Genomic DNA, 17685 nt, shown 5'->3' with positions numbered 1-17685 from the left:
ATTAATGCGGAGTTGTCCCATGCCTGAGAATCCCGGTCGTCCCCGTGGGGATTCTGATGCCCGAGCGCGGCTGATCAGTGCCGCGCAGCAGCTGTTCACCGCCAAACACTATCAGAACGTCTCTACCCGTGAGCTGGCCCGCTATGCCGGGGTGGATGCGGCATTGATCCGCTATTACTTCGGCGGCAAGCCGGGCCTGTTTGAGCAGATGGTGCGGGAAACCATGGCGCCGATGCTGGCGCAGTTTCAGCAGCTGGCCGGTAAGGATGCACCGGCTGATCTCAGCCAGCTGATGCAGACCTATTACACCGTCATCGGCAGTCATCCCGGCCTGCCACGACTGCTTATGCAGGTGCTGCACGAAGATCAGGGCAGTGAGCCCTATCACATTCTGCTGTCGATCTTCAGTGACGTACTGCGCCTGTCGCAGCAATGGCTGATGAAGGGGCTGGTGGCGTCGGGCAGGCTGCGCGCGGATATGGACCCCCAGCTGGCCCGTCTCAGTTTTGTCAGCCTGATGGTGTTCCCTCTGATTGCTCCTCCTGCGCTGGTCAGCCAGTTGGGCGTCACCCTTGATCAGCAGGGCTTGCAGGGGCTGATTCCTCATCATCTGGCCGTACTCAGTGACGGGGTGCTGGCCCACGATGTAAAGGAGGGGCAATGATGGTTATCTGGCGACGCAGCGCTGCTGCTCTGGTTGTCTCGGCCCGGCCTGTGCTGGCGGGGCTGGCTTTACTGGCATGGGTGATGGGGCTGAGTGGTTGCAATGAAGAGGAGGGGGGCATCTACGGCACCATCGAGCGTGACCGCCTGACCCTGATTGCGCCTGCTGGCGAGCTGATTACTCAGGTCAATGTGCATGAAGGTGACAAGGTCAGTGCCGGTGCCGTGCTGCTGACACTGGATGACCGTGCCGCGCAGGCCCGGGTGGCACAACGGCAGGCACAGCTGGCACAGGTCGAAGCCAGTCTGGCCGAGCTGACCAAAGGTGCTCGCAGTGAAGAGCTGGCGCAGGCACAGGCGCAGGTGGCTGCCAGCGAAGCCACCCGTCGCGAGGCGCAGCGCCGGTTTGATCGCACCCAGCAGCTGTACCGGCAAAAGGTGCTGACGCAGGCTGATCTCGATCAGGTGCGGGCGGATCGTGACAAGGCCACCGCAGCGACCCGAGAGGCTGAAGAAAAGCTGCGTGAGCTGATCAACGGTACGCGCAGTGAACAGCTGGAACAGGCCAGTGCCGAAGTGGATGCTGCCCGTGCCGCGCTTGAGCAGGAGCAGAAAGCGCTGTCTGATCTGACGCTGGTGGCCGCTCAGGCGGCGGTGGTCGATAACCTGCCGTGGCGGGTGGGTGACCGGGTGGCGGCAGGCACGCAACTGATTGGTTTACTGGCGCTGGACCGCCCCTATGTGCGGGTGTATCTGCCTGCCAGCGATTTGCACAGGGTCAAATCTGGCACGCCGGTGCTCATCCATGCCGAAGGCTTTACCCAGAGTGTCACGGGCACGGTGCGAACCATCCGCAGCCAGCCTGCCTATACCCCGTTCTATGCGCTGAACGAGCGCGGCCGTGCCCGCCTGATGTATTTAACCGACATTGATCTGCCGCAGGGCAGTGAGCTGCCCACCGGGCTGGCGGTGGAAGTGGAGCTGCCCCATGACTGAGCTGGCGGTCGAAACTCAGGGTATGACGCGGCTGTTTGGCAGCAACAAAGCGGTAGACAGCCTTGATCTGGCCATCCCCAGAGGCTCCATCTACGGCTTTCTCGGCCCCAACGGCTGTGGCAAGTCCACCTCCATTCGCATGCTGACCGGTTTGCTGACACCCTCTGCAGGCACTATCAGAGTGCTGGGGGAAGCACTGGCAGGCAATGAAGAGCGCCTGCGTCGTCGCATCGGTTATATGACCCAGAAGTTCTCCCTCTATGAAAACCTGCGGGTGACGGAAAACCTGAACTTTGTCGCGCAGATTCATGGCGTACCAAGGCGGCAGGCGCGGGAGCGGGTGGCGGAACTGTTGACGCTCTATGATCTGACCGGCCAGCACAAGCAACTGGCAGGCTCCATGAGTGGCGGGCAGAAACAGCGGCTGGCACTGGCCGCGGCCACCTTGCATCAGCCGGAACTGTTATTTCTGGATGAACCCACCTCCGCGGTTGACCCGGAGAACCGGCGCGAGTTCTGGGAGCGGCTGTTTGACCTCTGCGCTCAGGGCACCACCATTCTGGTATCGACCCATTACATGGACGAGGCCGAGCGCTGCCATGGTCTGGCCATACTGGAGCGTGGGATCAAACGCGCTGATGGTTCGCCCAAGCAGCTGATGGCACAGATGGGCGCGCGCGTTGTGGAAGTGGGCGGTGATGATCTGCGTACTCTCAAACAGCGCCTGACGCAGCAGCCCGCCGTGCTGTCCGCCGCGCAGATCGGCAGCCGCCTGCGGGTGCTGGTGCGTGACGATGAAGGTGATCCGGTGCAATGGCTGCAGCCGCTGATCGCAGGGCGGACGCTGGAAGAGGTGCGGCCCAGTCTGGAGGATGTGTTCGTGACCTGTACCGGTGCACGGGCACACCCTGCACCACGGGAGAACAACCATGTGGAGTAGAGTGCTGGCGGTGATCGTCAAGGAGCTGCGCCAGCTGTCCCGCGACCGTATGACCTTCGCCATGATCGTGATGATTCCGCTGGTGCAGCTGATCCTGTTTGGCTATGCCATCAATACCGACGTGCGCCATCTGCCTGCCGCCGTGGTGGATATGAGCGACTCCTCTTACAGCCGGGCGTTGATTCAGGCGGTCACGGCCACGCAGGTGGTGGATTTCAGCGAGCGGCTGAGCAGTGTACATCAGGCGGAAACGGCCATTACCAATGGCCAGATCAAGGCAGCACTGGTGATCCCCGCTGATGTTGGCGAGCGGCTGGTGCGCTATTCCGCAGGCCATTATATGACTGAGCCGGTGGCGCAGTGGCTGGTGGATGGTTCTGATACCGTGGTGGCTTCCACCATCAAGGGGCTGCGTAAGATGCCGATGGACGAAGTGCTGGGTAACCCGCACAGCGAAGGCGTCCCCACGCTGGAAGTGGTGCAGTACTTCAACCCCGAACAGCGCTCGGTGGTGAATATTGTGCCCGGGCTGCTGGGGGTGATTCTGACCATGACCATGGTGCTGTTCACCGCAGTAGCCATCGTGCGCGAACGTGAACAGGGCAATATGGAGTTTCTGATCACCACACCGATTCGGCCCTTCGAGCTGATGCTGGGCAAAATTGTGCCCTATGTGATGGTCGGTTTTGTGCAGGTGGGGATCATTCTTGGCGTCGGCCACCGGCTGTTTGCGGTACCCATTCGAGGCGGGCTGGACTCGCTGGCGCTGGCCGCGCTGCTGTTCATTCTGGCCAGCCTGACACTGGGGCTGGTGATTTCCACCGTCGCCAGAACCCAGCTGCAGGCGATGCAGATGACGGTGTTTGTGCTGTTGCCGTCGATCCTGCTGTCGGGTTTTATGTTCCCCTATGAGGGCATGCCTCAGGTGGCGCAGTGGATCTCGGAAATACTGCCCGCGACCCACTTTATGCGTATGGCGCGGGCCATTGTGCTGCGTGGCGCCGAGGTGGCCAACCTCGGCTATGACGTGCTCTGGCTACTGGGCTTTACGCTGGTGGGGCTGGCCGTGGCGAGCCTGCGTTTTTCCAAACGGCTGGATTAACGGAGCAGGGCGGCTTCCCGAGCCAGTGTGGCCACCAGTTCCGCAGCAGGCATGGGCCTCGCCAGGGGCGCCCCCTGACCAGCCCATTGTGCGGCGAAATCATGACAACCCCGGGCACTGGCAGCAGCATGCAGGGCCTTGCCAGCATCATAGGCGTTGGGATAGTCCGGCAGCGCCACCGGGCTCTGGGCGCCAAGGGTATACAGCCGGTTTGGCAGCCCGCGCGCCGGGCGCCCGGAAATCGCGCTGGTAATTTGGGTCTGATAGGCCAGATCACTCTGCAGGGCGGCACGATAAGCGGCATTGGCTGACGACTCGGGGCAGAGTACGAAGGCGGTGCCCATCTGCACACCCTGGGCGCCCAGTGCCAGCGCGCCCTTGATGCCGTGGCCGTCCATGATGCCGCCTGCTGCGACCACCGGAAGCTGCGTCTGGCTGACAATCTGGCGTACCAGACTGAACGTACCGAGGCCACTATCCCCCTGTTCGGGATTAAACACACCGCGATGACCGCCGGCCTCAACCCCCTGAGCGACAATGATATCGATACCTGCAGCTTCGATCTGACGGGCTTCTTCCAGCGTAGTGGCGCAGGCCAGCAGGACGATGCCGGCCTGCTTCAGCGCGGTGAGAGTGGCACTGTCCGGCAGGCCAAAGTGAAAACTGACGAGGGCCGGACGTTCCTCCAGCAGCATCGTCAGCATCGGTTTATCAGCCACAAAGCTGGTGTAAATCTCTTGCAGCCGGGCTGGCGGTAGCGCCTCAAACTCGGCAAAGACCGGTGCCAGATAGTCCAGCCAGGCGCTTTCCCGGCGGACATCTGTAACTGCAGGGCGATGACAGAACAGATTGACGTTGAAGGGTTTGCTGGTCAGTGCCCGGGTCTGACGGATCATGTCCCGTGCCTTATCAACACTGGATGCACCCACTGCGATGGAGCCCAGAGCGCCGGCATTACAGACGGCGGCGGCCAGTTCGGGGGTGGACACGCCCGCCATGGGCGCCTGAATCAGTGGCAGCTCGGTGTTGAGCAGGGTTAGCAGGGCTGACATCGATAAGGGTTCCTGATAGGGCCGTCAGGGCACCTGATGATGGTGTGCGCAGGTGCCTCAGTGCAGGGGCGGATGACGGCGGGCTGGGCGTGTTGTTATGGATATACAGGGTGCTTTCACAGTGACTGTTTATGGCGTCACTGCGGACGGATACAAAGTGCCCCGTCAGGGTACCGGTTCAAACTGAATATGGCCCCGATTCAGCACCTCGAAAAATACTCGCAGAATATAGGGGTCATGCTTGGTGCCGGCTTCCTTTTCCAGTTCAGCCATGATCAGGTGTTGCGGACGCTGGCTCTGATAGACGCGGCGGGTCGCCATGGCATCAAAACTGTCCACAATGCCGACGATGCGGGACAGATAGGGGATGTCTTCCCCGCTGATGCGATCCGGATAGCCCTCGCCATTGAAGAACTCATGATGGTGACGCACGGCAGCGGCGATCTTCCTGACCGCGTCAATATCATGACTGTACTCGGCGCAGCCAAGAATGATGTATTCGCCCTTGGCGGTATGCTGTTTCATCAGCTCATATTCATCCGCGGTCAGCTTACCGGGCTTGAGCAGCACCTGATCGGGGATGCCGATCTTACCCACATCGTGCAGCGCCGCAGACAGTTTGAGCAGCTCCAGATCATAACTGCTCAAACCACAGGCCCTGCCCACCTCCATAGCCAGCTGGCCGACCCGTTCACCATGCTGCTCGGTGTAGAGGTCTCGCTGCTCTATGGCACGACTGAGCCAGCGGGCGAAGTGATTGATGTTATCCATACTGAGTGCCTTTTAACTGCTATGCGGGCGTATAAAACGCAAACTAGCCCAAGTTTGCCGGAGGGTAAAGCGGGGGGGACATGGCCGGGCTGCTGTATCGGGGTGCTGGTTTGACCTCGCCTCAGGGAAACGACACCATAAGCACTGCCGGTAAACAGGGACGACATGCGGGCACAATGGCTACAGCAGGGCAGACCTGGCCATCATGAACATAACCACAACAGCAACGCATACCGGGGTGTTTCAGTTGTTATCACCCCGTCAGAGGTCTCTGTAACGTGCATCTACTCCTGATCGAAGATGATCCGCTACTGGCTCAGTCCGTGGGCACGGCGTTACGCCAGCATGGCCATGTAGTGGATGCCTTCTGCTCAGCCGGCGAAGCCCTGAGGGCACTGGAAATGGGCCAGTTTGATCTGGTGCTGCTGGATCTGGGCCTGCCGGATGGCGACGGTCTGACCGTATTACAGGCGATTCGCCGCAGGCAGGACGCGACCCCGGTGCTGATTCTGACCGCCCGTGATGGTCTCGAAGACCGGGTCAAAGGGCTGGATCTGGGCGCTGATGACTACCTGACCAAACCTTTTTCACTGGTGGAGCTGGAGGCCCGGGTGCGTGCGCTGCTACGCCGCAGTCAGCAACGCCTCGATAATCATCTGCGCTTTGGCCGCATCCGGGTGGACGTCGAATCCGCCACCGCTTATGTCGACGAGCTGCCCATCGAGCTGCCCCGTCGCGAACTCACTCTGCTGGAATCCCTGCTGCTGCATGCCGGGCGTATTGTCCCGCGGGAAACCCTGGAACAACGTCTGTTTGGCTTTGAGGCGGTGGGGGCCAATGCACTGGAGGTCTACGTCAGCCGCCTGCGCAAGCGGCTGACCGACAGCGGCGTAGAAATCCGCACCATTCGTGGTCTGGGCTATCGTCTTGATGAGGCACGTGGCTAGATGATCCGCTCCCTCAAGCGCAGTCTGGCACTGTGGTGGCTGGCCATCATGCTGATGCTCGGTGGCCTGATGCTGATCGAGGCCTGGAGCAGCGCCCACCGCTCTGCCGATCAGGCGCTGGATGGCCAGCTGGAGGCGGCCAGTCTGACCATCGCCGAGGCCATGCAGTGGTCAGACGGCATGCCACTGATCGAAATCCCCGCTTCGGCGCTGGAAGTGCTGGCGACCCGCTGGCAGGAGCGGGTGTTCTATGAGCTGATCGGTGCCGATGGCCAGCTGATTACCCGTAATGCCGAACTGCCCGTCACCGACAAACTCAAACGTGCTGTCAGTAAAGCACCGGTCTATGTGGATGCCAGCTATCACGGAGAAACCATTCGCCTGCATGGGCGGGAGGTCAGCTCTGCCGGATGGGACACGCAGGAGCCGGTGCAGGTGTGGGTGGCCCATACCTGTATTGGCCGGGATGAGCTGGCGCGCACGCTGATCGAGCGCACCCTGACCCGCATTCTTGCCACCATGCTGATTGCCGGGGTGATTCTGATTTTTGCCATGCGCGCCTGGATGATGCCCATCCGGCGCCTGCGCTCAGCGTTGCGGGAACGTGAGCTGGAAGACACCCGGCCACTGCTGGTGGACGTGCCGGAAGAAATGAATGAACTCACCGACACCCTCAATCATCTGTTCGGACGTCAGCGTCAGCACCGCGACAGCCTGCTGCGCTTTATCGCCGATGCCTCGCACCAGCTGAAAACCCCGCTGGCCGGATTGCGCAGTATTTCCGAACTGTCACTCAAGAGCCCTGATCCGCGCGACTGGCAACAGGCACTGACGACCATTCAGGACGAAACCGACCGTACCAGCCGGCTGGCGACCCAGCTGCTGAATCTGACACGGCTGCGTCATCAGGTCGATCTGGCCGACACCGACCGTATTGCGCTCGACCGCCTGCTTAAATCCACCGTACTGGAGTGGGCAGAGCGGCAGGATGCCCGGGATCACGATATTGGCGTCGAGATTGTCGGCAGTGGCCCCTTTGTGGTCTGTGGTGAGGAGTGGGCGTTGCATGAGCTGATCAACAACCTGATCGACAATGCACTGCGTTACACCCCGGCGGGAACGGTGATCACCCTTGGCTTGCGTCGCCTGAACCAGCAGCTGGAGCTGTTCATTGAAGACAATGGGCCGGGTGTCGGCGTGCCGGACCCGGCCAGCCTGATACGGCCGTTCGAGCGGGCCGGGCGGCAGGATACCTGTGGTTCCGGGCTGGGATTGGCCATCGTCGCCTCCATCGCCGAGCGCCATCATGGCCAGCTGCAGTTGAGTCACTGTCAGCCCAGCGGCCTGCGGGTCAGCCTGCTGCTGGCCGTGGCCGAAAGCGGACACGGGGAGGAAGACCAATGACAGGCAGACACTGGCGCTGGGCATTGATGGCATGTGCGCTGCTGACAGCGCTTCCCGCGGCGGCCGCCACCCTGATTGTGGAGGCGGCACTGGACCGGGACATCTTCGAGCCTGTGCTGACCGCCTTTCAAAAGGCCAACAGTGATATTCAGATCGATTACCGTGATCGCTCCACCATTGATGTTGAGCAGCGTGCCAGAGCCAGTGATGATCCGCCCGATGTGGTGATCAGCTCAGCAATGCCCTGGCAGGTGGCGCTCAGTAATGACGGTCTGGCCCAGCCGCTGACCACGCCGGAGGCACAGCAGTGGCCACAGTGGGCGAAGTGGCGTAATGAGGTGTTTGGCTTCACCTTCGAGCCGATTGTGATTGCCTACCGGCTGGAGCTGGCAGCGGCGATGCCGCCTCCCAGCACCCATCGCGACCTGCTGGATATTCTCACTCATTACCGTCAGCAGCTGGATGGCAAGGTCGTCAGCTATTCACCGTACTCCAGTGGTATCGGCGATATGCTGTTCCAGCAGGATGCCCGCTACACCCCGCGCATGTGGGATCTGGTCGCCGCCATGGGGGCCGCCAATACCGATTTTCGCGGCACCACGCGCAGCATGCTGGAAGGGCTGACTGCCGGTCGCTACTGGCTGGGCTATAACCTGCTCGGTTCGTATGCGCTGGTATGGGCGCAGCGACACCCGGAAATCATCGTGCAGGTGCCCAACGACTATTCGCTGGTGATGATGCGCACCGCGCTGATTCATCGCAATGCGCGCCATGTGGATGCCGCCCAGCGCTTCGTCAACTTCCTGCTCAGCAAGGAAGGGCAGTTTGTGATGGCGGGCGAGACGCCGCTGTTCAGCGTCCGCCCGGACGTGATTGGCCCCTATACCGCGCAGCGTCTGCGTGATGAAGTAGGGGATCATCTCTATCCCATTCCGGTAGATGCCACTCTGCTTGCGTTTGTCGATCCGCTACGCCGGCAAAGTTTTCTGAAACGCTGGAACCGGGAGCTGAAGATATTGCGGCAGCCAGCAGACTAGGTATCCGGTGACAAGCCGGTGCGGTTCACTGCGTTCACCACCCCCTACGACATCTGCACCAATCGCTCCGTAGGGTGCCTGTGAGGAGCGAAGCGCACCAGTTACCAACGTAAAGGCAGGCATTTCGGGCATTCACACGGTGCGGTTCACTGCGTTCACCACCCCCTACGGCATCTGCATCAATCCCTCCGTAGGGTGCCGGTGAGGAACGAAGCGCACCAGTTACCAACGTAAAGGCAGGCACTTCGGGCATTTACACGGTGCGGTTCACTGCGTTCACCACCCCCTACGACATCTGCACTAATCCCTCCCTAGGGTGCCGGTGAGGAACGAAGCGCACCAGTTACCAACGTAAGCAGGCATTTCGGGCATTCACACGGCGCGGTTCGCTGCGTTCACCACTCCCTACGACATCTGCACCAATCTCTCCCTAGGGTGCCGGTGAGGAACGAAGCGCACCAGTTACCAACGTAAAGGCAGGCACTTCGGGCATTCACACGGTGCGGTTCACTGTGCTCACCACCCCCTACGGCATTTGCATCAATCCATCGGTAGGGTGCCGGTGAGGAACGAACCGCACCGGCACCGGGCAATCGCCATCCCGCGGAGCAAGTGGCTCTGCCAGAAACGCCAAAGCCGGAGCAGTGGCTCCGGCTTTGGCAGACAGGGTCAGGCTGATTAACGACTAATCGGCAGCCAGCTCCTCGGCCTTACTTTCGGCTGCGTGGGCGACGCTGGGGCCTTTGCGGCGTCCCAGTACCCAGGGTGCCACCATCACCGCTACGGCGGCAATCCACAAGCCCAGTGACAGGGCGGACTCCCACAGGATCGATACATCACCGCCGCTGATGGCCAGCGCCCGGCGCAGGTTTTCTTCCATCAGACGGCCCAGTACAAAACCGAGAATGATGGGCGCCAGAGAAAAGCCGAACTTGCGCAGCAGGTATCCGAACACACCGATAATCAGCATCAGGTAGATTGCCATCAGATCAGAGTGCAGCTGATAAACCCCGACAAAGGACAGGATCGCCACACCGGGTACCAGCACCCACTTGGGCACGGTCAGTACCCGGGCGAAGACGCCGGCCAGTGGCAGGTTCAGTGCCAGCAGCACCACGTTGCCGATATACAGCGAGGCGATCAGGCCACCGACAATCACCGGCTGATCACTGAACAGGGTCGGGCCGGGGGTAATGTTATAGAGCATCAGCGCGCCCAGCAGGATGGCCGTGGTGCCTGAGCCGGGAATCCCCAGCGTCAGCATGGGCACAAACGAACCCGCCGCCGAGGCGTTGTTGGCGGCTTCCGGGGCGGCCAGACCGCGCATATCACCGTGACCGAACGTACCATCGCGGTCACTCACACGTTTTTCCGTGGTATAGGCCACCGCACTGGCCACCGAGGCACCGGTGCCGGGCAGTACACCAATAACGAAGCCAATCAGGCTGGAGCGCAGCATGGTCCATTTGCAGAACATCACTTCCTTCCAGCTCACCATGACCCGACCAATGGGGGCGATGGCTCCATCGCCCTTGCTGTGAAAGGCCTCTTCCAGCATCAGCAGAATCTCGCTGATGGCAAACAGGCCGATGATCAGCACCACAAAATCGATACCGTCATACAGCTCAGGCATATCAAAGGTGAAGCGCATGACACCGGTACCGGAGTCGATGCCGATGGTGGCCACCAGAATGCCCAGCACTGCACCGATGAGGGTTTTTACCGGATCGTTACCCATCATGGCCGACATGGAAGCGAAGGCGAACAGCATCAGGCCAAAGTATTCTGCCGGGCCAAACTTCACCGAGACGATAGCCAGCAAGGGCGCGAACAGGGTCAGACCGACAATGGCCAGCGTGGCTCCCACAAAGGAACTGACCGCCGACAGACCGAGCGCAGGACCAGCCAGCCCCTTCTGGGCCAGTGGATAGCCGTCGATGGTGGTCATGACCGCACCGGCATCGCCGGGGACGTTAAGCAGAATGCTCGACATACGGCCACCGTATTCGGAGCCGGTATAGATACCCGCCAGCAGAATCAGGGCTGATTCCGGTGGCAGGCCAAGGGTATAGGCCAGCGGCATCAGAATGGCGATACCGTTGATGGGGCCGATGCCGGGCAGGGCACCAAACAGGGTACCGAGCAGCGAGCCGATCAGCACCAGACCGATATTGAGCGGGGTAATGGCTACGCCAAACCCGTGGATAAGGAAATCCCACATGGAAGAGTCCTCGCGGATAGCTCCACACCCGCTACCGGTAGTGGCAGCGGGGTGTCGGGCTCAACTGAACATTCAGCCCAGAGCGGGCAGCACGTGACCCCAGGGCAGGGTGATACCCAGGGCGTAGGTGAACAGCAGGTAACTGCCAATGGATAGCAGTACACCGGCAAGCACGGCGCGCAATGCCCCGGCGTTGAACAGATAAGCGAGAATGCCACTGGTGACAGCAGTCGCCAGCAGATAACCCAGAGCAGAGAAGGCCCAGGCATAGGCGCCCAGAACCACCAGCACACTGACCAGCTTGACCAGCAGGATGCCGCGGGGCCAGGGCTTGCCCTTGCCGGGGCGTACCAGCAGCGCCAGCGCCAGCACTGCCAGCACGGCGGCCATCAACATCGGAAAGGCTTTGGGACCTACAGGGTCATAGCTGAACGGCACTTCGAGCTGGTTGGCCTGGACGGCGACAAAGGCCGCCAGGCCGAGCAGCAGCAGGCTGAGAACTCGGTCGGCGGCAGTACTCATTTGATCAGACCTACTTCTTTGGCCAGTGCCTGGAAGTCAGCGACCTGCTTCTTCACATAACTGTCGAAGTCGCTGCCGAACTTGGCCATGGGGAACAGGCCACGGGCTTCACGCAGTTGCGCGAATTCCGGTTTCTGGTTCAGCTCTTCGAGGCGCTTGACCCAGGCCTGATAGTCCGCATCGCTGACTTTGGGGCCCATGTAGTAACCGCGCCAGATCGGCCATTCGACGTCATAACCCTGTTCTTTGGCCGTGGGGATGCTGGCATAGGGGCCGCCGACACGATCTTCCGACAGGGCTGCCAGTACGCGGATCTTGCCGCCATCCAGCTGTGATTTCAGTTCAGACAGATCGCCGGTAAAGACCTGAATGTGCCCGCCCAGCAGTGCGGCCAGCGCTTCACCACCGCCCTCGAACGACACGTAGCGCAGTTTGCGGGGGTCTACGCCTGCGGCTTTGGAAGTCAGAGCGGCTTTCATCCAGTCCTGGCTGCCGACAGTACCGCCAGCACCGATGGCTACTGCACCGGGATTGGCCTTAAGGTCATTCATCAGGGCGGGCAGATCTTTCCAGGGGGCATCAGCACTGACCACGATGGCACCGTAGTCCACCCCCAGCGCGCCAACCCAGCGCACATCACTGGCCGTGTACTGCTTGCCGAATTTGCCCAGTGCCAGGTTCAGCGCCGCACCGGTACTGGCGGCGACAATCAGGTCGGGGTCATCACTGCGCACCCCGTTGACGTGGTTATAGGCCACCGCACCGATACCGCCGGGCATATAGTTGACCAGCATCGGCTTATCCAGCAGGTGAGTCTGCTCCAGGCCATTGGCAGCCAGACGGCAGGTCAGGTCATAGCCACCACCGGGCTTGGCTGGGGCCAGACATTCAGGGTTACCGGACTGAGCATGGACGGCTGTGATGGCACCGCTCAGGGTGAGGGCAATCAGGCTGCGACGCAGCAGGGTAGGTACAGACATGAAGGGTTCCTTCTTATTGTGCTTTTGGCGTTCTTGTATTTGTGCAGATGGCTGAGTAAAACCGCTGCCGCTATGGGTAAACGGTAGTCAGTCAGCCAGTGACATCGACCAAGGATCGACGATGTCAGCAGTGGATACTAAAGCCTGTACCTTTCATGAACCTGTCATGGGGAAAATCAATGACACCCTCTGTCGCAGACTTATGCTCGGTAAGCGAGAAACACAGGGAGCGCAGCAAAGAGGCATGTCATCAGTGCAGGGCACGGCGTGTATGTGAAAGCCGAGAAGTGTTATTCAGGCCCTGTCTGCATGGGTTTTAAATATCTGATGGGTGGTTGTATGCTGGCCTGATTTACACAACCGGTAATTCGGTCAATAGCATCTGAGGCAGGGAAACGTGGAAATTATCAGAGCTAAACAATTTAAAGCCGACCGCTCTTGGGGAGCGAAAAATATTGCCAATATGAACGGCGTGACAACGCGTTTGCACTGGACGAAAGAGCCTTACAAGTGGCACGTAAATGACGGTGAAGAGGTATTTGTCGTACTTGATGGCACTGTGGAAATGTTTTTTAAAGAGGATGGTCTGGAGAAATCTGCCTTGCTGAATACTGGTGATATTTTCTTTGCGTCCGCAGGCACTGAGCATGTCGCTCATCCAGTGGGTGAAGCAAGAATACTGGTGGTTGAAAAGGAAGGTAGTGTGTGATCAGTGAGGTCGTCTTTTAAAGAGGTTGATTATCATGGATTGGTCTTACAACACTATCTGGTATGAACAGCTTGAAGAAGGAAAGTTTTACCATACTGTCTTTAACCAGACAGAAAAGGCATGGAGTGTTCCAAATGGTGGAGCTTACTTCGTTATTGACGACTTCAAACCAAAATCAAAGTGCTTCTCGGAGCTGAAAGGTCTGGATTATCCTGTATATCTTAAGTTTAATCGTTCAAATATCACTGATTTCCAGGGCATTGATTCATTCAGAGGAGTGAAGCGGCTTGAACTTCATTACTGTATCAAGTTGGAAAGTGATGCAGGTATATCTGATTTGGGTCAGGATCTCGAATGGCTGCATATCGGTAATAGCAGGAAGTTTGTGATAACAGACGAAATTAGATCTTTGTCTAAACTGAAAGTGCTCTGCTTGAACGACTGTGCTCCAATTGAAAGTCTGGATTTTATTCATGATTTTCCTGAGCTTGTTGATCTCAGATTTGTTGGGACAAATGTGGTGGATGGTAATCTGCGTCAACTATATGAGTCAGAAACGCTGCTGAATGTAGCCTTTTCAAATAAAAATCACTTTGACTGCCGCTATGAAGAGTTAAGTAATTTTCTTCAACCCAGAGCGGCAGATGCTAAGTCATCTGTATACAGCAATGGCCGATCTACATTTAAGTACAATCTCTTTCGAGATTAGCCACGCTGCGTGAAAGTGATTTTTTGAAAGATGTTGGTTGGTTTTTTATTTGCTTGTATATCCAAAGGTTGGAGTGCGGAGATTGAATATCTGGCAAATAGTTGAAAGACTGCTCGCCTTAGTAATGAAAGGCGAGGCGGGATTGAGCGTGAGTTTCTATCTCTGCTCGATCAGCTGGCCTGGAAAATATCAGGGATGACACCAAAGGATTATCCTGTGGGAGTGGAGGTTTCTGACGGTGATTATTTCGCGATTAGAAAGGCTGCTGCGCAATGCTTCCCTGATTGGGGGCTGTATAACGTAGCTGGAAATGAAGCGTCTGTGAGTCAAATTCTTTGAAAAGAGCGTGCGGTTGCTCAGTCTGGAGGCGAAAAATGGAATTTGAAGAATGGCAAACGCCTTTTACCGGCGGCAAGGTGTTTCTTGTCGACCTGTCATGGGGAAGGGAGAACTGGGAATTAACGACCTCGGATGGCAAAAAGTATCAGGTCGCCGGCGACAGCAAGCATCGAAATAATGACCTGATCGCCCGCATTTTCCATAAAGAATCGGAAAACCTGTTTGAAGTGCATTATGGCTGGGTCTCTGGTTTTCGATGTCTTGATGAACATGGTCTGGATGAACTTTGGAGTAGCTTGCCAAAAGGGCTGGGCTGTACCTTCAGAGTGAAGGGCCATGGCTGGCATCGGGAAAGTCCGCTCACTTTCTTTATGGGCAATAAGGGCGAGTGGTCACATATGATCGTGACGCAGGACGATTGTCTGGAAGTGGTCTGTGCTGACATTCCGATGATCAGGCTGATCGGGAGAATGACTCCGAGCCCCTGAATGTGGTGCATGCAACCCAGTATGTGTTCCTTTCACAGGCAGCTCACTCTAAATGGCACACTCTGCTAGCTGAATGGCGCTGTCTGCGAGTTTGTGCGACCGCTGATCTCTCTACACTGTGCTCGTCAGCTATTCATTAATTAGCCAGAGGGCAGGAGAGAAAGAGTGACCAGCACCGCACTGATTACAGGCGCTTCCGGTGGTATAGGACTGGAATTGGCGCGTATCCACGCCAGCAGACGGGGCAATCTCGTGCTGGTGGCCCGTTCTGCTGACAAGCTAAATAGCCTCGCTACTGAGCTGCGCAAGCAGTTTGGTGTAGAAGTATTGGTGATCGTGGAAGATCTGGCCGAGCCTGAGGCCGCCCAGCGTATCTTTGCCAGAACGGAAGCGGCGGGCATTGAGATTGATGTGCTGATCAACAACGCAGGCTTTGGTGGGCACGGTTTGTTTGTTGAGCGCAGTCTGGACTCCGAGCAGGCGATGATGCAGGTGAACATGGTGAGCCTGACCAGGCTGACCCATTACTATGTCAAAGGTATGGTGAAACGCAGAAAGGGCAGAATTCTGAATGTCTCTTCTACCGCGTCGTTTATGCCAGGCCCGCTGCAGGCGGTGTATTACGCGACCAAAGCCTACGTTACCTCCTTTACACAGGCACTGGCGGAAGAGCTGCGGGTACACAATGTCACTGCCACAGCACTGTGTCCGGGCGCAGTGGCGACAGACTTTGTCGCCGCCGGCAATCTTGAAGGTGTGACACTCTGGAAGCACGCCAGATCGGCTCGTTCTGCCGCTGAGTGTGGCTATGAGGCCATGCAAAAAGGCGAGCTGGTGGCCTTCAACCAGAAAGATCTCAGGTTCCTCCTCAACTGGATTGTGCCGCTGTTACCACGCAAACTGATCCTGAAAATGTCACGCAAGGCGATGGAAAAATAAACGCAGGAGCAGTGATGAAACAGGCTTCTCATTTCCGTGTTTCTCCCAACTGGAGAGTGCTGCTGCATGACATGCAGATCGACAGTAGCGACGTGCTGACCTACGCCGGGCTGCCTGCCGATCTGTTCAACCGTGAAGGCGCAACTCTGACCGTGCTGGATTATTTCCAGCTGTGGCAGGGGGTGGAAAAGGCCAGTCGGGGTGGCGACCTGCCGCTGTTGCTGGCTCAGCATATGACGGTCGAAGCCTTTGATGCGCCGATCTTTGCCGCGCTGTGCAGTGCTGATCTGAACACGGCGCTGCGGCGGATTCAGCAGTACAAGCCCCTGATTGGTCCACTGCAGCTGGAAATTGACAGCGATGAGCGCCATACCGCAGTCGTCATCAGCTGCTACGGACACAGCAGCAATATGCCGAAGATGCTGGAGCTGGCCGAGCTGGTGTTTTTTACCCAACTGGCGCGGCTGGCGACCCGTATATCCATCGTGCCGTTGAAGGTGTATGTCTCTCGGTTGCCCGAAGATATTCAGGCGTACCAGCAGTACTTTGGTTGCAAGCTGCTCAGGGGGCCATTGCCAGCGCTGTGGTTTGCCGCAGAGGACGCCCGCCAGCCGTTCCTGACGGCGAATACCAGTATGTGGAGCTATTTTGATGCAGGGCTCAGCCAGCGGCTGGCTGATCTTCAGCCTTCAAGTTCGTTTATCGAGAAAGTCCGCGCGGTGCTGATTGAACTGCTGCCAGCCGGTTTGAGTTCCATTGATGCGGTGGCGGACAAGCTGGCACTAAGCCGGAGAACGCTGCAGCGCAAGCTGGAGCAGGAGTCAGCAAGCTACCTGTCGGTGTTACAACAGATCAGGTCAGATCTGGCCGATCACTATCTGTGCCGCTCCACACTCTCCATTGGCGAAATTGCCTTCCTGCTGGGCTATCAGGATGCCAACTCCTTTATCCGCTTCTTCACCGCATTTCACGGCAATTCACCCCACGCCTATCGCACCGGTCGCTGCCCTGTCTAGGGTGATCCGTCAGCCGAGGAGGGTCTGCAGCCACCCGGCAAAATCAGCCACTACCTGCCGGTTCAGCTCATGCCCCATGGGGTATAGCCGGACCTGATGAGCTACGCCCAGACGCTCAAGCCAGGCTGTGGCCTTGTGAGCCCAGTCCACCGGCAACTTGTTGTCAAACTCACCGTGAGCAATAAAGCCCTGTACGCTGGCCAGTGCCGCGCTGTCTGCCAGCAGGGGTTCGATTTCTGGCAGGATACGGCCACTGAGAAGGCCAAAGCCGCTGACGCTGGCGGGCGAGGTGAGGGCAACACCGGCGCTCATGATGCCGCCCTGACTGAACCCGGCAATCACTGTAGGCAAGGAGCGGGTGCTTTGTAGGCTGGCAATCAGGCTGATCAGCTGCTGGCGGCTGGTGTTGGCCTGTTCGGCGTTGATCACCGGACTGCCGGTCTGGAAGCTGACCATAAACCAGGCGTACTGGCCTGCCGCCAGTGTCAGCGGCCCGCGTACCTGCACGACTTCCAGATCGGGGTCCAGCTGTTCGGCGATACCGTCAAAATTGCCTTCGTTACCGCCAACACCGTGTAACAGCAGTAGCCGCGCTCTGGCGGCGGCTGAGCTGGTGCGCGGGGCAATGCGATATTGCAGGCCTGAGGCCGGATCAGTGGTGAGGGCGGCAGCAGAAGAGAAAAATCCCATGATAGTCACTCTGGTAGTGGGGCCGATGTTATCTGCTTAGCCTAGGGCTTCCGGTATGGCGGAAAAAGCCGGGGGAGCAAGATGGATTCTTTCTGAAATGGCGGGTAATCAGCAGGCGGTGGGATAAAAAAGCCGCCTGACGATAACCCGGCAGGCGGTA

Annotated in this window: 18 protein-coding genes; 12 read left to right on the top strand and 6 right to left on the bottom strand. The window is 58.6% G+C overall.

All coding sequences use genetic code 11. The annotated features are described in order from the left end of the window. Positions 1–19: 19 nt before the first annotated feature. Genes QCD60_RS27810 through QCD60_RS27795 form a run of 4 tightly spaced genes read left to right on the top strand, consistent with a single transcriptional unit; the run spans position 20 to position 3701 of the window. Entirely contained in the window at positions 20–664 is a 645-nt protein-coding gene (locus tag QCD60_RS27810; protein ID WP_279790397.1) for a TetR/AcrR family transcriptional regulator, read from the top strand. Continuing rightward, positions 661–1659 (top strand): HlyD family efflux transporter periplasmic adaptor subunit, encoded by a 999-nt coding sequence (locus tag QCD60_RS27805; RefSeq protein WP_279790395.1) that lies wholly within the window; start codon positions 661–663, stop codon positions 1657–1659. Before QCD60_RS27810 ends, QCD60_RS27805 begins: the two co-directional genes overlap by 4 nt. Then, entirely contained in the window at positions 1652–2599 is a 948-nt protein-coding gene (locus QCD60_RS27800; RefSeq protein ID WP_279790393.1) for an ABC transporter ATP-binding protein, read from the top strand. Before QCD60_RS27805 ends, QCD60_RS27800 begins: the two co-directional genes overlap by 8 nt. Beyond that, on the top strand, positions 2589–3701 hold the full coding sequence (locus tag QCD60_RS27795; RefSeq protein ID WP_279790391.1) for an ABC transporter permease: 1113 nt from the start codon (positions 2589–2591) through the stop codon (positions 3699–3701). Before QCD60_RS27800 ends, QCD60_RS27795 begins: the two co-directional genes overlap by 11 nt. Here QCD60_RS27795 and QCD60_RS27790 read toward each other — a convergent pair. Together QCD60_RS27790 and QCD60_RS27785 are read right to left on the bottom strand one after the other, a co-directional pair. Further along, positions 3698–4753 carry a nitronate monooxygenase gene (locus tag QCD60_RS27790; RefSeq protein WP_279790390.1) on the bottom strand — a complete coding sequence of 352 codons (1056 nt, stop codon included), beginning with the start codon at positions 4751–4753 and terminating at the stop codon, positions 3698–3700. The genes QCD60_RS27795 and QCD60_RS27790 overlap by 4 nt on opposite strands. Before the next feature lie 165 nt (positions 4754–4918). After that, complete coding sequence (locus tag QCD60_RS27785; protein WP_279790389.1) at positions 4919–5524, bottom strand: HD domain-containing phosphohydrolase; 606 nt, start codon at positions 5522–5524, stop codon at positions 4919–4921. 278 nt (positions 5525–5802) lie between these two features. Between QCD60_RS27785 and QCD60_RS27780 the strand changes: the two genes are divergently transcribed. Genes QCD60_RS27780 through QCD60_RS27770 form a run of 3 tightly spaced genes read left to right on the top strand, consistent with a single transcriptional unit; the run spans position 5803 to position 8912 of the window. Next, complete coding sequence (locus QCD60_RS27780) at positions 5803–6471, top strand: response regulator (RefSeq protein ID WP_279790387.1); 669 nt, start codon at positions 5803–5805, stop codon at positions 6469–6471. Continuing rightward, on the top strand, positions 6472–7875 hold the full coding sequence (locus QCD60_RS27775) for a sensor histidine kinase (RefSeq protein ID WP_279790385.1): 1404 nt from the start codon (positions 6472–6474) through the stop codon (positions 7873–7875). It abuts the gene before it with no gap. Next, positions 7872–8912: an ABC transporter substrate-binding protein gene (locus QCD60_RS27770; protein ID WP_279790384.1), complete on the top strand. Its 1041-nt coding sequence runs from the start codon at positions 7872–7874 to the stop codon at positions 8910–8912. The genes QCD60_RS27775 and QCD60_RS27770 overlap by 4 nt, the downstream gene beginning before the upstream one ends. A gap of 685 nt (positions 8913–9597) precedes the next feature. Here the strand turns inward: QCD60_RS27770 and QCD60_RS27765 are convergent. From QCD60_RS27765 to QCD60_RS27755, 3 genes are all read right to left on the bottom strand, one after another. Further along, complete coding sequence (locus QCD60_RS27765; RefSeq protein WP_279790383.1) at positions 9598–11133, bottom strand: tripartite tricarboxylate transporter permease; 1536 nt, start codon at positions 11131–11133, stop codon at positions 9598–9600. 72 nt (positions 11134–11205) lie between these two features. After that, the gene (locus QCD60_RS27760) at positions 11206–11655 is read right to left on the bottom strand and encodes a tripartite tricarboxylate transporter TctB family protein (RefSeq protein WP_279790381.1); all 450 of its coding nucleotides are present in this window, start codon (positions 11653–11655) and stop codon (positions 11206–11208) included. Next, positions 11652–12635, bottom strand: coding sequence for a tripartite tricarboxylate transporter substrate-binding protein (locus QCD60_RS27755; protein ID WP_279790379.1), 984 nt, complete (start codon positions 12633–12635; stop codon positions 11652–11654). Before QCD60_RS27755 ends, QCD60_RS27760 begins: the two co-directional genes overlap by 4 nt. A 397-nt stretch (positions 12636–13032) precedes the next feature. Between QCD60_RS27755 and QCD60_RS27750 the strand changes: the two genes are divergently transcribed. The 5 genes from QCD60_RS27750 (at position 13033) to QCD60_RS27730 (ending at position 16835) form a co-directional block, all read left to right on the top strand. Continuing rightward, on the top strand, positions 13033–13344 hold the full coding sequence (locus QCD60_RS27750) for a cupin domain-containing protein (RefSeq protein WP_279790377.1): 312 nt from the start codon (positions 13033–13035) through the stop codon (positions 13342–13344). 34 nt (positions 13345–13378) lie between these two features. Continuing rightward, on the top strand, positions 13379–14053 hold the full coding sequence (locus QCD60_RS27745; protein ID WP_279790376.1) for a hypothetical protein: 675 nt from the start codon (positions 13379–13381) through the stop codon (positions 14051–14053). 374 nt (positions 14054–14427) lie between these two features. Continuing rightward, positions 14428–14880 (top strand): hypothetical protein, encoded by a 453-nt coding sequence (locus QCD60_RS27740; protein ID WP_279790374.1) that lies wholly within the window; start codon positions 14428–14430, stop codon positions 14878–14880. A gap of 165 nt (positions 14881–15045) precedes the next feature. Continuing rightward, positions 15046–15819: an SDR family oxidoreductase gene (locus QCD60_RS27735; RefSeq protein ID WP_279790373.1), complete on the top strand. Its 774-nt coding sequence runs from the start codon at positions 15046–15048 to the stop codon at positions 15817–15819. Positions 15820–15833: 14 nt separating this feature from the next. Beyond that, positions 15834–16835, top strand: a complete 1002-nt coding sequence (locus QCD60_RS27730) for an AraC family transcriptional regulator (protein ID WP_279790371.1) — start codon at positions 15834–15836, stop codon at positions 16833–16835. Positions 16836–16844: 9 nt separating this feature from the next. On the opposite strand, the gene QCD60_RS27725 is transcribed toward QCD60_RS27730, so the two are convergent. After that, the gene (locus tag QCD60_RS27725; protein WP_279790369.1) at positions 16845–17525 is read right to left on the bottom strand and encodes a phospholipase; all 681 of its coding nucleotides are present in this window, start codon (positions 17523–17525) and stop codon (positions 16845–16847) included. Between the last annotated feature and the right edge of the window lie 160 nt (positions 17526–17685).

The sequence above is a fragment of the Pokkaliibacter sp. MBI-7 genome (assembly GCF_029846635.1).
Taxonomy (GTDB): Bacteria; Pseudomonadota; Gammaproteobacteria; order Pseudomonadales; family Balneatricaceae; genus Pokkaliibacter.
The sequence above is the reverse complement of the archived record's forward strand: the minus strand, read 5'-3'. Positions and strand labels throughout refer to the sequence as shown.

Excerpts from the sequence above, each read along its gene's own strand:
- QCD60_RS27810 (WP_279790397.1), top strand. The coding sequence starts at position 20 with ATGCCTGAGAATCCCGGTCGTCCCCGTGGGGATTCTGATGCCCGAGCG.
- QCD60_RS27805 (WP_279790395.1), top strand. The coding sequence starts at position 661 with ATGATGGTTATCTGGCGACGCAGCGCTGCTGCTCTGGTTGTCTCGGCC.
- QCD60_RS27800 (WP_279790393.1), top strand. The coding sequence starts at position 1,652 with ATGACTGAGCTGGCGGTCGAAACTCAGGGTATGACGCGGCTGTTTGGC.
- QCD60_RS27795 (WP_279790391.1), top strand. The coding sequence starts at position 2,589 with ATGTGGAGTAGAGTGCTGGCGGTGATCGTCAAGGAGCTGCGCCAGCTG.
- QCD60_RS27790 (WP_279790390.1), bottom strand. The coding sequence starts at position 4,753 with ATGTCAGCCCTGCTAACCCTGCTCAACACCGAGCTGCCACTGATTCAG.
- QCD60_RS27785 (WP_279790389.1), bottom strand. The coding sequence starts at position 5,524 with ATGGATAACATCAATCACTTCGCCCGCTGGCTCAGTCGTGCCATAGAG.
- QCD60_RS27775 (WP_279790385.1), top strand. The coding sequence starts at position 6,472 with ATGATCCGCTCCCTCAAGCGCAGTCTGGCACTGTGGTGGCTGGCCATC.
- QCD60_RS27770 (WP_279790384.1), top strand. The coding sequence starts at position 7,872 with ATGACAGGCAGACACTGGCGCTGGGCATTGATGGCATGTGCGCTGCTG.
- QCD60_RS27765 (WP_279790383.1), bottom strand. The coding sequence starts at position 11,133 with ATGTGGGATTTCCTTATCCACGGGTTTGGCGTAGCCATTACCCCGCTC.
- QCD60_RS27760 (WP_279790381.1), bottom strand. The coding sequence starts at position 11,655 with ATGAGTACTGCCGCCGACCGAGTTCTCAGCCTGCTGCTGCTCGGCCTG.
- QCD60_RS27755 (WP_279790379.1), bottom strand. The coding sequence starts at position 12,635 with ATGTCTGTACCTACCCTGCTGCGTCGCAGCCTGATTGCCCTCACCCTG.
- QCD60_RS27745 (WP_279790376.1), top strand. The coding sequence starts at position 13,379 with ATGGATTGGTCTTACAACACTATCTGGTATGAACAGCTTGAAGAAGGA.
- QCD60_RS27740 (WP_279790374.1), top strand. The coding sequence starts at position 14,428 with ATGGAATTTGAAGAATGGCAAACGCCTTTTACCGGCGGCAAGGTGTTT.
- QCD60_RS27730 (WP_279790371.1), top strand. The coding sequence starts at position 15,834 with ATGAAACAGGCTTCTCATTTCCGTGTTTCTCCCAACTGGAGAGTGCTG.
- QCD60_RS27725 (WP_279790369.1), bottom strand. The coding sequence starts at position 17,525 with ATGGGATTTTTCTCTTCTGCTGCCGCCCTCACCACTGATCCGGCCTCA.